This is a genomic window from Rhizobium sp. BK289, from assembly GCF_014193575.1.
Lineage (GTDB): Bacteria > Pseudomonadota > Alphaproteobacteria > Rhizobiales > Rhizobiaceae > Rhizobium > Rhizobium tropici_C.
In genome coordinates, this window is record NZ_JACHZO010000005.1 from 155987 (window position 1) to 169028 (window position 13042).

The 13042-nt window shown below is 61.6% G+C and carries 9 protein-coding genes and 1 pseudogene; 4 read left to right on the forward strand and 6 right to left on the reverse strand.

What is annotated here, in order from left to right:
• Positions 1-110: 110 nt before the first annotated feature.
• The 6 genes and pseudogenes from FHT84_RS11590 to ubiE all read right to left on the reverse strand — a co-directional run bounded on the left by FHT84_RS11590 (position 111) and on the right by ubiE (position 8122).
• Positions 111-1232: a DUF917 domain-containing protein gene (locus FHT84_RS11590; protein WP_183762406.1), complete on the reverse strand. Its 1122-nt coding sequence runs from the start codon at positions 1230-1232 to the stop codon at positions 111-113.
• Positions 1201-2510: pseudogene (locus tag FHT84_RS11595) on the reverse strand (Zn-dependent hydrolase). Before FHT84_RS11595 ends, FHT84_RS11590 begins: the two are co-directional and overlap by 32 nt.
• Positions 2510-3892, reverse strand: a complete 1383-nt coding sequence (locus FHT84_RS11600) for an amidohydrolase family protein (RefSeq protein WP_183762422.1) — start codon at positions 3890-3892, stop codon at positions 2510-2512. Before FHT84_RS11600 ends, FHT84_RS11595 begins: the two are co-directional and overlap by 1 nt.
• Before the next feature lie 27 nt (positions 3893-3919).
• Positions 3920-5503: an aromatic amino acid lyase gene (locus FHT84_RS11605; RefSeq protein WP_169644260.1), complete on the reverse strand. Its 1584-nt coding sequence runs from the start codon at positions 5501-5503 to the stop codon at positions 3920-3922.
• 205 nt (positions 5504-5708) lie between these two features.
• Positions 5709-7283, reverse strand: a complete 1575-nt coding sequence (gene ubiB, locus FHT84_RS11610) for a 2-polyprenylphenol 6-hydroxylase (protein WP_112343625.1) — start codon at positions 7281-7283, stop codon at positions 5709-5711.
• Between the two features lie 62 nt (positions 7284-7345).
• Positions 7346-8122: a bifunctional demethylmenaquinone methyltransferase/2-methoxy-6-polyprenyl-1,4-benzoquinol methylase UbiE gene (ubiE, locus tag FHT84_RS11615; RefSeq protein WP_112343626.1), complete on the reverse strand. Its 777-nt coding sequence runs from the start codon at positions 8120-8122 to the stop codon at positions 7346-7348.
• Between the two features lie 245 nt (positions 8123-8367).
• Between ubiE and mutM the strand changes: the two genes are divergently transcribed.
• The 4 genes from mutM to dnaA all read left to right on the forward strand — a co-directional run bounded on the left by mutM (position 8368) and on the right by dnaA (position 12960).
• Positions 8368-9258 carry a bifunctional DNA-formamidopyrimidine glycosylase/DNA-(apurinic or apyrimidinic site) lyase gene (mutM, locus tag FHT84_RS11620; RefSeq protein WP_183762426.1) on the forward strand — a complete coding sequence of 297 codons (891 nt, stop codon included), beginning with the start codon at positions 8368-8370 and terminating at the stop codon, positions 9256-9258.
• Positions 9259-9298: 40 nt separating this feature from the next.
• Positions 9299-10072, forward strand: coding sequence for an enoyl-CoA hydratase (locus FHT84_RS11625; RefSeq protein WP_112343628.1), 774 nt, complete (start codon positions 9299-9301; stop codon positions 10070-10072).
• A 192-nt stretch (positions 10073-10264) separates the two neighbouring features.
• Entirely contained in the window at positions 10265-10540 is a 276-nt protein-coding gene (gene rpsT / locus FHT84_RS11630; protein ID WP_004108374.1) for a 30S ribosomal protein S20, read from the forward strand.
• An 869-nt stretch (positions 10541-11409) separates the two neighbouring features.
• On the forward strand, positions 11410-12960 hold the full coding sequence (gene dnaA, locus FHT84_RS11635) for a chromosomal replication initiator protein DnaA (protein WP_169644266.1): 1551 nt from the start codon (positions 11410-11412) through the stop codon (positions 12958-12960).
• The last annotated feature ends 82 nt before the right edge of the window (positions 12961-13042 follow it).

Here is a 13042-nt window from a genome sequence, read left to right on the forward strand (position 1 = left end):
CTGCGCCTCCTGCGCTTTTCAGGCTTTCTTGCCGGCCAGAGCGTGATGCCGAAAAGTGTATGCGGTTTTCGGACGACATCACGCTCTACTTCTTTGTCTCGAGAGCGGATTCAGATTTTAGGTCGAACAGACCTAAAATCATCCGACTCTAGGGCGTATTTGGCGATCTCGATCCCCATGGCCTTTTCGACGGAGGGATAGACCGTTGGGTCGAGCACGCTGGCAGACAGCGGAATGATGTCCATCGGCACATGCAGGATGAAGACCTTCATGCCTTCATGCAGCTGGCCGACGCTCAAAGGTTCGCCTTCCGGCGACAGCGTGGTGATGACGGAGGGGAAGGTTGCCAGCCGCTTTCCGCCGGCATCCTCGACCGCCATGTACTCGTTCATCACATGCATGATGACGGCCTTGTCGCCGCTGCCGACCGTGATGGTGCCGATGTCGAAGGCTTCCTTCGTATAGACGACGTCCTTCTTGGTGATCGTGCCTTCGGCCAGGATATGGCCGCCGGTGGTCTTGCAGATGGCGTCGATGACGGCGCTGCCGCCTTTCTTTTCCGCCTCGATGATCGCCTCGCCGAGCGAAAGCGCCATGGAGATGCCGCCGAGCGCCGCATGCGTGCGGACGTAGGAAGCGCGAAGTGGGTTGCGGCAGGAGGCGATGAAGCCGCCGGACTGGTCGGAGGCCGCACGCAGGATCGGCGAAATCTTTGCCGTCGCGCCCTTCACGACGAGCTCGATATAGCGGTTCTCGGCGCGATTGCCGCCGACGGCGGTCTGGATCATCTGCTCGGGCGAACCGGCCATGCCGATCGAGCCCATATCACCAGTCGGATGGGCACGGATGTCGCCGACCGCGTCCACCACCTTCGTTCCGAGAATGGCCGACGGCAGCCAGCCGTTCAATGTTGAAGACCGGCCATTCTGGCCGATGATCAGGCCGGAAAGCTTTTCGCCAAGCTCGTCCTGCAGGAGTTGCACGGCTTTCACATAGTCGATGCCCTGCATTTCCCACGGAGTGGTGGAGGCCGGCGCGCCGATGGCTGCGGCCGTCGCGATCCAATCGCTATCGTTCAATTCCTCGATCGACACCAGTTCCGGCTTGCCGACATTGACGGCTGCGTAGCCGAGCATGCGGCCATGATCGGCCCAGCCGCCACCGCCTGCTGCGTAAACGGAGCCGCCCTTGACGGCCGCTTCAACATCCTTGGCAACGAGTATGCGTCCCATCGGCTACTCCCGGTTCTGTGTGAGATTCTTGTCCATGTCGCGCACCGCTTCGAAAAGCACGGCGGCACCCATGGCGATGTCGTCATTCTCGGCCCATTCCTCGGCACAATGGCTGCGGCCTTCCTTGCAGGGCACGAAGATCATGGCGGCAGGGGCGACCTTGGCGATCCAGGCCGTGTCGTGGCCGGCGCCGGAGGCCATGCGGCGATGCTTGGCGCCGACAGTCTCGCAGGCGCTCTCGAGCGTTTCGAGCAGCACCGGAGCACCCGGCGTCGGCATATTGTCGGAGACGCGAACCGGCGGGTTGATCGTCACGCCATAATCGGCGGCAATCGTCTTCACCTCATCGTCGATCCAGGCCAGGAAATCCTCCATGTCGCTGCGGATTTCGGCGCGGCCGTCGATCAGGAGCACGACCTTGGACGGCACGACATTGGCAGCATTCGGCTCGATGCGGAATTCGCCGACGGTTGCAGCAAAATGGCCCGGCGTTTTCGCCTGCTCGGCAGCGCGTTGACGAATATCGAGTACCAATTGCGAGGCCGCTACCAGCGCATCCGCACGGCGATCCATTGGCGTCGTGCCGGCATGGTCGGCGCGGCCTTCCACGGTGATTTCGATGCGGGTGATGCCGGCGATCGCGGTGACGATGCCGATGTCCTTATTCTCGGCCTCCAGCACCGGACCCTGCTCGATATGCAGCTCCAGGAAGCCGGCGAGATCCGGCCGCTTCTGGGAGAGCAGCACGGAGGGATCGCCGCCGACTTCGGCAATGCCTTGAGAAAGCGTGCGGTCGCCGCTGACACGGGAGAGCCACGCCTCGGGGATCTGTCCGGTCATGCCGCGGCTGCCGATGCAGGAGACGCCGAATATGCTGACTTCTTCGGCGAGGAAATCGACGATCTCCAGATCATGGTCGAGCTCGATGCCGCGATCCCTAAGGGAGCGCGCGACTTCGAGCGCTGCGATCGTGCCGGCGATACCATCGAAACGGCCGCCATCGGGCACGGTATCGGAATGTGAGCCGACAAGGATCGTGCCGAGGTCAGGCTTGGCGCCGGCGCGCCGGCCGATCAGATTGCCGGCGGCGTCGATGCGGGTCTCAAGTCCTGCCGCCTTCATCCGTGCTTCGATATAGGCACGCCCTTCGAGGAAGAGTGGCGAGAAGGCGCGGCGCGTCCACGGGTGGCCCGGATCGGTAATCCTTGCCAGCGCATCGATATCCTCGGCGATGCGATCGGCGTTTACGGGCAGGTTGTGGCGCTTGGGGTCGGTCATCAGGCTGCATCTCCGGCAAGAATTTGGCGAGGCAAGGGACGGACGAAGCTGCCGGAGCCAGGTTCGGCCAGCACCTTCTGTCCCTCGGTGATCTGCTTGCCTCTAAGATAGGCGGCGGACACAGTCCAGGGCAGGCGAATGCCGTTATAAGGGCTCCAACCGACGACGTTGTTATCGCTGGCCGCCGCGTCATAAACCATTTCGCGCGGTTCCAGCACGACGATATCGGCGTCCTTGCCCGGCGTCAGCGCGCCCTTGATATGGTCGAGGCGGAAATGCTTAGCCGGGTTTTCCGCCATCAGCTTCGCCGCCCAGGTCAGCGGCACGCCGCGCTCCAAGGCTCCCTTGATGAAGAGCGGCACCATGACCTCCAGTCCCGGCACGCCGGAAGCATTCGCCAGCATGTCCGGATTGGTTTTGCGGTTTTCCGACCAGCTGACGTGGTCGGTCGAGACGAGCCAGACATTGCCCTCCGCCACCTTGCGCCACAAGGTTTCCACTTCGGCACGCGGGCGGATCGGCGGATTAATTTTCGCCTTGCCGCCAAGGCGCCGCACATCGTTTTCCTCGTCGAGCGTCAGGTAATGGATGCAGCACTCGACCGTTGCTTGGAAGCCGTCGCGGCGATAGGCGCGGGCGATGTCGTAGCCGCGCCCCAGCGAGCAATGCACGACATGCGCCGGGCAGCCGGTATCCGCGCCCGTTTCGAAGATCGTGTGCATGGCCAGAAGCTCTGTGATAGGCGGACGGGACAGGCCGTGAGCGCGATAGTCGGTGATACCGCTCGCCTTCACCTGCTCCATGTAGGTGCGGACTGCTTCATCATCCTCATTGTGCACACCGGCGGTCAGGCCCGTGGGCGCGATGGCAGCAAAGCAGGCCTCGAGCAGGGCGGGCGGAATGCGGGGAAAGCGCTTGGGATCGGTGCCGAAGGTGGAGAATTTGAAGGCGGAAACGCCGGCCTCGACCATCTCGGCGATACGCGCCGGACCTTCTTCCGGATCGATCGTGCCGTAGAGGGCGAAGTCGACGCGCGATTGCGGCGCGGCATGGTCGATCTTCTTCTTCACCGCTGCTGCCGAGCAGACGAGATTGCCTTCGTCATAGGGCATGTCGACGATGGTGGTGACGCCGCCGGCGGCTGCCGAACGCGTCGACCAGACGAAATCCTCCTGGTCCTTCTGCGAGAGCGAATGCACTTGCGCATCGATCGCGCCGGGCAGGATCAGCGCCTTGCCGAGCAGGTGCCGCTCGCGTGCGGCCGGCGGCACGCCGATGCCGACCTCGGCGATTTTGCCGTCGCGCACGGCGACATAGCCGGCTTCCACGACGCGTTCAGGCAGAACCACGGTGCCTTGCAGAACAAGATCGAAATCGGCCATGTGTATTCTCCCCGCTCGTAGGTTGGTTCAGATGGCAACGGTGTCGCGATAAAGCCGCTCTTCGACCCGCTCCAGCGAGCCGAGCGCGAAGAAATCATCATAGGCGAGGATCGGCTTGTGGGCGATCAGTTCAGAGACGAAGGATTCCGAGCCCAGCTCCTCCTCGATCGCCTCGACTTCGGCCGAAAGGGGACGGTCGACGACATAGAAGTCGGCATGCTTGCGCACGACGTCGTAGAGCATACGTGCGACGCCTTCCGGCTTGTCGCCGAGAATGTCCATCGCTTGGGCCGACAGCAGGGCCTCAAGGGCGGCAAGGCGCTTCAGTGCCCGCATCTGCCGTTCGAAACGTTCGATGACCAGCGGCAGGAAGGCGGCCTCGTCTTCCATGCCGGCCGCAACCACCAGCGACTGTGCCGAGACCGGATTGGACATGGAGAGAACGCGCGAGAAGATCTCGCCGGCGAGCTTGATGATCGGGCCGAAGCCGGTCGCGATCCTGCCTTCGGGTACGAGATTGACAGGCAGGCCGCGCCGCTGGCCGTTGCCGAGCAGGACGCAACGATTGAAGGCATTGCGGGCCGCATGCGCCATGCAGATGACGGCCGCTTCCAGAAGCACGGTGACATCGAGCGGAAGAGAGCCGCCGGAGGTCATCACACGCCCATCGACGATGACCGGGTTGTCGTCCGAGCGGCCGGTGGCGGCCAGAATCTTGTGGCCGGCGGTCAAGAGGTTTTCGATGACGGCACCGAAGACCTGGGCGATCATGCGCAGGCTCAGCGGGTCCTGCACGTGGGTCGCGACCGGCCAGGGCCATTCATCCGAAGCATTGCAGAGCCAGGCGCCGATCAGGGCCTCGCGGGCGGTGCCGACATGGCGCACGGAAATCCATGGATCGCGTGAGGCGCCGAGCGCGCCGGCGGCCATCATGCCGGTCGCGAGCAGCACGCGGATCGAGGCGGCGGCATTGCGGGTCGTCTCGGCAGCGGCGGCGAAGCTGACCGCATTGACGCTGAGCGAGGCCAGACTGTCGCGCGGCATCATCCTGACGGGAGCGATACCGGCGGCATCGAAGGCATCGGCCGCCTGCATGCGGCGGCCGCGATAGACGGCCTCGCCCACGCCGGTCAGAACCGCGCCGATCTGGCCCATCAGTCCGATATCCGCACAACCGATCGAGCCCGTACGCCTGACGACAGGAATGACATCCGCGCTCAACAGCTGCAGATAGGCTTCGATCAGTTCTTGCGAGCATCCGACCTGACCGGTGAGAGCCGTGTTAACCCTGATCGCCATGGCGTTGCGCACCACCGACATGGAGAAGGGCGCCCCGGTGCCGAAATGGTGGGCGCGCACGAGGCCCAGATTGAAGGCATCGAGATCTTCAGGAGACCATTCGACATCTTTCATGGCTCCGACACCGGTCGTGGAGCCATAGACCGGCATGCCCGATTGAATGGTGCTTTCGAGAACGCTGCGTGCCAACCGTATGCGAGCCATGCCGTTTTCCGATGCCGACGGCAGGACGGCGCCCGCTCCGATCCGCACCAGATCGCTGAACCCGAGGGGTTGCCCGCTGAGTTCGATACCGGCTCTCTGACGCTCCATCTTTGCTGTTCTCCTTTTTTACAAGGCTATGCGAGCCTTATCATCAATGGGATATCCCAAATGGCGAACACCTTGATCTGTGCCGGACGACTGATTTTGAGGCGAGCGCGCGCATCGCGCAACTCTATGTTTGCGCGCGCATATGGCTTCCCGCGCCGGCCAACTATTTCGGCCGAGGCGAGAAGAGCATCAGAAGGCTGGGCGATCAGCCGAGGTGCCAGGCGATATAGAGAAGCGTCAGCGCGATCACCCAAAGCGCGAAGCGGCCGGAGCGGCTGTGCTTGGCCTCGGCCTTGCCGATCGCTTCGGCGGTCTGCGGATCGAAACGCAGGCCGTTTTCGCTCATGTGCAGCAGTTCGTGATGGAATTTTTCGGTCTTGGCGGCAATCTCGGGCGCAGCTTCGGCAAGCTTAACGGCTGCCTTCAAACCATCCCTCAGATCGGTCATGATCCGTTTCGGGCCGAGATTGGTGCGGATCCAATCGCCGACGACCGGTTCGGACGCCTTCCACATGTTGAAGCGCGGATTGAGCATGCGCGACACGCCCTCGACCACAACCATGGTCTTCTGCAGCATCACCAGTTCGGGCCGGGTTTCCATGTCGAAGAGTTCCGTCACTTCGAAGAGCAGGGTCAGAAGCTTACCCATGGAGATGGTTTCGGCCGGCTGGCCATGGATCGGCTCGCCGATCGCGCGGATGGCCTGCGCAAAGCTCTCCGTATTGTGATGGGCGGGCACGTAGCCCGCCTCGAAATGCACCTCGGCGACCCGGATATAATCGCGGGTGATGAAGCCGTAGAGGATTTCGGCGAGGAAGCGGCGCTCCTTCTTTCCGAGACGGCCGACGATGCCCATGTCGACGGCGACGATCATGCCCCTGGGATCGACGAAGAGATTGCCAGGGTGCATGTCGGCATGGAAGAAGCCGTCACGCAGCGTATGGCGCAGGAAGGACTGGATCAGTGTATCGGCGAGCGCGTTAAGATCGTGGCCGGCGGCCTTCAGCCCCTCGACGTCGGACATCTTCACGCCGTCGATCCATTCCATGGTGATGACGTCGCGGCCGGTGCGCTCCCAGTCGACCTTCGGAACGCGGAAGCCCGAGTCCTTCTCGGTGTTCTCGGCGATCTCGGAAAGCGCGGCTGCTTCCAGCCGCAGATCCATCTCGACCTTGGTGGTCTGCTCAAGCGTCTTGGTCACTTCCACCGGCCGAAGGCGCCGGCTGGAGGGCATGAATCGCTCCTGCATCCCCGCCACGAGATACATCGCCTTGATATCGTTTGAAAAACGTTGGCGAACGCCAGGCCGGACCACCTTGACGGCGACGCGCTTGCGGCCTTCTGCCGTCTCGATTTCGGCCGGATGCACCTGCGCTATCGAAGCGGCGGCGATCGGTTCACCGAAGCTGACATAGAGGTCCTCGATCCGCCGGCCGAGCGACGCTTCGATGGCCGCCGTTGCCATATCATGCGGAAAGAAGGCCATGCGGTCCTGGAGCTGCGACAGGTCGTTGGCCATGTCGACGCCGACGACATCGGGGCGCGTTGCCAGGAACTGGCCGATCTTCACATAGGAAGGACCGAGCCGTTCGACCGCCTTGGCAAGCCGGTCGCTACGCGCCTGGCTCTTCGCTTTCCTGCGGGCGAAGATGCTGACGAAGGATTTGGCGAGGCTGACGGAGGGCGGCAGCCCTTCCGACGGCAGCGCCATGACCACGCCTTCGCGCACGAGCACCCAGCCGACCCGAACAAGGCCGAAATATGCGCTGAAAGCACTCATATCGTCTCAAGGTCTCGGAACACGGAGGCCATAAGCCGGATCAGATGACTGGATATCATGCTTCAGAGCTTCCAGCCTGAGTGCAGCGCGGCGATGCCGCCGGTGTAATTGGTGAAGCTTACGCGCGAGAAGCCGGCCTCGCGGATCATCGTTGCGAAGTCCTGCTGATTCGGGAACTTGCGGATCGATTCCACCAGATATTGATAGGGCTCTGCCTCGCCTGTGATCGCCTTGCCGAACTTTGGAATGGCGTTGAAGGACCAGGCGTCATAGACGCGGTCGAGCAGCGGCAGATCGACTTCGGAGAATTCGAGCACGAGCAGCCGGCCGCCGCGCTTCAGCACGCGATAGGCTTCCTTCAGCGCGACATCGATATGCGGCACGTTGCGGATGCCGAAAGCGATCGTATAGGCGTCGAAGGAGTTCGGCTCGAAGGGCAATTCCTCGGCATTCGCTTCGACGAAGGTGAGATTGTCGGCAAGCTTCTTCTTTTCTGCGCGTTCGGCGCCGACGGCAAGCATCGAACCGTTGATGTCGAGCACGGTCGCATGCGCCAGCCTATTCGAGGCCTCCACGATGCGGAAGGCGATATCGCCCGTGCCGCCGGCAACATCGAGTATCTTGTAACCGGGATCCTTGCGGGGATTGAGCGCCGCGACCATCGCATCCTTCCAGGCGCGATGCATACCCATGGACATGACGTCGTTCATGACGTCGTAGCGCTTGGCGACCTTGTGGAACACCTCGTTGACGAGGCCCTGCTTTTCGCCATCGGCCACTTCGCGGAAGCCATAGGATGTTTCCATGCCGCCATTGGCGGAGGTGCGGCTTTCTGCCATCGGCTCAACTCCATTACACGACAGCGCCGCGCGTCATATGCGACGCGCAAAGGTCGCTACAGCACTTTAAATCTGCTGCATAATTTATTCCTTAAATCGATTCCGATTTAAGGAATTACACAGTATTGAGCGGCGGACCATAGCGAAATCACGTTTGCCACGCTATCTCATCAGCCTGATCACCGCCGCGATGCCTTGGGCTATAGCTCAGATCATAAGCGGTTGAAACATAAAGATGGATAGCCATGCCGGAATTACCAGAGGTCGAAACCGTCAGACGGGGGCTCGCGCCTTCCATGGAGGGCGCCGTTCTGAAGGAGTTGGAGCTGCGCCGCAACGACCTGCGCTTTCCTTTTCCGATCGATTTCGCCCGGACGGTTGCGGGGCGCGGCATCACGTCGCTGTCGCGCCGCGCCAAATACCTGCTGATCGATCTCGATGATGGCAAGACGATCATCGCCCATCTCGGCATGTCCGGTTCGTTCCGGGTCGAGGCGGGGGCTGGGGCCGGCACGCCGGGAAGCTTCCATCATCCCCGTTCCAAGGATGAGAAGCACGATCATGTCGTTTTCCATCTGGCTGGCGATAACGGCGATGCGCGTGTCATCTATAACGACCCCCGCCGTTTCGGCTTCATGGACATCGTCAGGCGGGCCGACATGGTCAGTCACCCCTTCTTCAGCGATCTCGGCCCGGAACCCACCGGCAATGAACTCGACGCTGATTATCTGGCTAAGCGCTTTGCCGGCAAGGCGCAGCCGCTGAAAAGCGCGCTGCTGGATCAGAAGAACATCGCCGGTCTCGGCAATATATATGTGTGCGAGGCGCTTTGGCGTTCGCATCTGTCGCCGTTGCGCGCCGCCGGCACGCTGGTCACGGATGCCGGCAAGCCGACAGAGACGCTGCGGATGCTGGTCGATGCCATCCGCGAGGTCATTGCCGATGCGATCGCCGCGGGCGGCTCGTCACTGCGCGATCATATCCAGACGGACGGCTCGCTCGGCTACTTCCAGCATTCCTTTTCCGTTTACGATCGCGAAGCCCAGCCTTGCAGTACGCCCGGCTGCGGCGGTACGGTCAGCCGGATCGTGCAGGCGGGACGCTCTTCTTTCTACTGCGCCTCCTGCCAAAGCTGATGGAAGGCCGAAGCTGATTCAAGAGAAAAGGGAGAGACAGGTGGCTTACGAAACCCTCATCGTCGAAATGCATGGGGCTGTCGGCCTCATCAAGCTCAATCGGCCACAGGCGCTGAATGCGCTGAACTCCACCGTGCTTTCGGAGCTGAAGCAGGCCTTTGCCGCCTTTCACCAGGATGATGCCATCGGCGCGATCGTGCTCACCGGTTCGGAAAAGGCCTTCGCCGCCGGTGCCGATATCAAGGAAATGCAGTCGCTCGATTTCGTCGACGCCTACAAGAACGATTTCTTCAGCGGATGGGCTGATATCGCCAATGCCCGCAAGCCGGTTATCGCGGCGGTCAGCGGCTTCGCGCTCGGCGGCGGCTGCGAGGTGGCGATGATGTGCGATTTCATCATCGCCTCGGAGACGGCCAAATTCGGCCAGCCGGAAATCACCCTCGGCGTCATCCCTGGCATGGGCGGCTCGCAGCGCCTGACCCGCGCCGTCGGCAGGGCAAAAGCGATGGATCTGGTGCTGACCGGCCGGATGATGGATGCAGCCGAGGCCGAGCGTTCGGGCCTTGTGGCGCGCGTCGTGCCTGCCGACAAGCTCCTGGACGAGGCAATGGCGGCCGCCGCCAAGATCGCCTCTCATTCCCGCCCATCCGTGCTCATGGCCAAGGAAGCGGTCAATCGCGCTCTCGAGACTACCCTCGAGGAGGGGTTGCGCTTCGAGCGCCGCCTGTTCCATAGCCTGTTTGCCACAGAGGACCAGAAGGAGGGCATGGCCGCCTTCATCGAGAAGCGCAAACCGGAGTTCAAGAACCGGTGAGGCCGAGATTCCGGAATTACGCGGCTTTGGCGAGAATCCGCGTTGACGACGGGGCTCATTCCGGTTATATGCCCGCCACAGTTTGGAAAGCCGCTCTGGTTTTCCGCAATTGCTCCCGCATTGCTGGATGAAGTGGCCGCAAGGCCCGCGCCGCAACGATGGAGTTTTGTTCGAATTCTAAGAGAGGCATACATGGCCAATACTACCTCGGCGAAAAAAGCGACCCGCAAGATCGCCCGCCGCACCGATGTCAACAAGGCTCGTCGCTCGCGCGTTCGCACGTTCGTTCGCCAGGTCGAAGAAGCCATCGCATCGGGTGATGCGGATCGCGCAAAGGCAGCTTTCGTTGCTGCCCAGCCGGAACTGGCTCGCGCAGCCACCAAGGGCGTGCTTCACGCCAACACCGCTTCCCGCAAGGTTTCGCGTCTTGCCAAGCGTGTGAAGGCCCTTTCGGCCCCGACCGCATAACTTTCCATTAACGATTTCGTCGTTAGACTTAAGCCCGGCCCTTGTGCCGGGCTTTTTGGATTCGGCCAAAAAATTGCCGCATTGCCAAAAAAGACCGGCTGTTCATGTCATTGGCGTGACAGAAATATACTTTTAAAAACAAGAGCTTACGGCAGGATATCTCAGCGCTGGGTGATCTGCGTGACGCATTGCCGGCTCACAAGTGAGTCAAGGGATTTTTTATTTTTTTTGTTTTGAAAGCTGTGGGAATCGCGTTTGTCGGGAATCTCTTTGATTCAACAGCGATTCTTTTTTGAAGGGCTTGTGACAGTCAAAAATGGCTTCCAGAGTCAATGGCCGCCTCTTAATTTTGTGTAAAATTCATCGTTGATATCTGCCCGCGATCCTGCCTAAATGCATTTCAACAAGGGGCGCGGATTTCACCTTAAACGGCTTCGGCAAACACCGTCATCTACGGCGGCGTGGGTGGTTTTGTCTCTTGTGACGGAGCAGTTCAGCTCCGTTTTTTCAAACAGTTGACGAGTTAAAGCTGGAAGCGGCAACGCTTGCGGAACGAGGAAGCTTGTCTGTCCTTTGCAGCCGGAGTTAGTGGCGTGGCTGTGGAGAGGGGAGAAAATTGACAGCCATGGGGCAGCGGTCGGAATACGAGGGCCGATCGATGCTCCAGTTGCAGATAGTCGGGTGAAGGCTGCTTGAGAGCGGTTTTCGCCACAGTTTTTCTGTAACGCCCGTTGGCAGGGCATGGCTGATGAACCGGTATGCGGCGCGGCTTGGGACAACGGGCGCGATTGTCATGCTATGGCGAAGAACCTAGGGGCGGCGGTGCATTGCTCTCCCGCCCTATAAGAGACTGTGGAAGGCGGCATTATATGCAGATACATACGAGGGCGACGGGTGCGTTGGAGAATGGGGACAATGCGCAGGCGTTCGGTGCGGTTTGCTTAGAAGCGGCGGGGGAAAAGGGAGACGTGGCGCAAAATAATCTGTTCGAGCGCGTTAGCGCGCGCTTGAAGGCCCAGGTCGGACCTGATGTCTACGCCAGCTGGTTCGCACGGCTCAAGCTCCATTCGGTATCGAAGAGCGTTGTTCGTCTCACGGTTCCGACAACCTTTCTGAAGTCGTGGATCAACAATCGTTATCTTGATTTGATCACCAGCCTGTTCCAGGCTGAGGATGCCGAGATCCTGAAGGTCGAAATTCTGGTCCGCACCGCGGCACGGCAGGGCGCGAAGCCTTGCGCCGACGAGCAGCCTGCGCTGCCGGATCAGGCGGCCGTGGCGCCGATCCGCCGTCCCGCCGCACAGCCGGCGGGCCATGCGGTGGCGCAGGCCGTAAGTGCTGTCGCAGCCGCGCGGCCCGCAACGGCAGGTGCGCCGTTGTTCGGCTCTCCGCTCGATTCCCGCTTCACCTTCGATACCTTTGTCGAAGGCAGCTCGAACCGTGTCGGCCTTGCCGCAGCAAAGACCATCGCCGAAGCGGGTACCGGCGCCGTGCGCTTCAATCCGCTCTTCGTCCATGCGACGGTCGGTCTCGGCAAGACGCATCTTCTGCAGGCGATCGCCAATGCCGCCGTGCAGAACCCGCGCGGTCTGCGCGTGGTCTATCTAACGGCGGAATACTTCATGTGGCGCTTCGCAACCGCGATCCGCGACAATGATGCGCTGACGCTGAAGGACTCGCTGCGCAACATCGACCTGCTCATCATCGACGACATGCAGTTCCTGCAGGGCAAGATGATCCAGCATGAGTTCTGCCACCTGCTGAACATGCTGCTCGACAGCGCCAAACAGGTCGTCGTTGCTGCCGATCGTGCTCCTTGGGAGCTGGAATCGCTCGACCCGCGCGTGCGTTCGCGCCTGCAGGGCGGCGTGGCGATCGAAGTCGAGGCGCCGGATTATGAAATGCGCCTTGAGATCCTCAAGCGCCGCCTCGATGCTGCCCGTCAGGATGATCCGTCGCTGGAAATCCCGGCCGAGATCCTCTCGCATGTCGCCCGCAACGTCACTGCCAGCGGCCGCGAACTGGAAGGAGCCTTCAACCAGCTCATCTTCCGCCGCTCCTTCGAGCCGAACCTGACGGTGGAGCGCGTCGACGAACTGCTGGCGCATCTGGTCGGCTCCGGCGAGCCGCGCCGCGTCCGCATCGAGGACATCCAGCGCATCGTCGCGCGTCACTACAATGTCTCGCGCCAGGAACTGGTTTCGAACCGCCGCACGCGCGTCATCGTCAAGCCGCGCCAGATCGCCATGTATCTGTCGAAGACCCTGACGCCGCGTTCCTTCCCGGAAATCGGTCGCCGCTTCGGTGGCCGCGATCATACGACCGTGCTGCATGCCGTGCGCAAGATCGAGGAACTGATCTCCGGTGACAGTAAGCTGTCGCACGAGATCGAGCTGCTGAAGCGCCTCATCAACGAGTAGGCCCAGCGGTCATCATTGACGGTATATTCTTCGGCCGGCTTCATCGCCGGCCGTTCCTTTTGTACGATCAGGCAGAGCGGAG

What these genes read in the sequence shown, in the direction of transcription:
- FHT84_RS11590 (WP_183762406.1), bottom strand. Translation starts at nt 1,232, where the DNA reads ATGGGACGCATACTCGTTGCCAAGGATGTTGAAGCGGCCGTCAAGGGC.
- FHT84_RS11600 (WP_183762422.1), bottom strand. Translation starts at nt 3,892, where the DNA reads ATGGCCGATTTCGATCTTGTTCTGCAAGGCACCGTGGTTCTGCCTGAA.
- FHT84_RS11605 (WP_169644260.1), bottom strand. Translation starts at nt 5,503, where the DNA reads ATGGAGCGTCAGAGAGCCGGTATCGAACTCAGCGGGCAACCCCTCGGG.
- ubiB (WP_112343625.1), bottom strand. Translation starts at nt 7,283, where the DNA reads ATGAGTGCTTTCAGCGCATATTTCGGCCTTGTTCGGGTCGGCTGGGTG.
- ubiE (WP_112343626.1), bottom strand. Translation starts at nt 8,122, where the DNA reads ATGGCAGAAAGCCGCACCTCCGCCAATGGCGGCATGGAAACATCCTAT.
- mutM (WP_183762426.1), top strand. Translation starts at nt 8,368, where the DNA reads ATGCCGGAATTACCAGAGGTCGAAACCGTCAGACGGGGGCTCGCGCCT.
- rpsT (WP_004108374.1), top strand. Translation starts at nt 10,265, where the DNA reads ATGGCCAATACTACCTCGGCGAAAAAAGCGACCCGCAAGATCGCCCGC.
- dnaA (WP_169644266.1), top strand. Translation starts at nt 11,410, where the DNA reads ATGCAGATACATACGAGGGCGACGGGTGCGTTGGAGAATGGGGACAAT.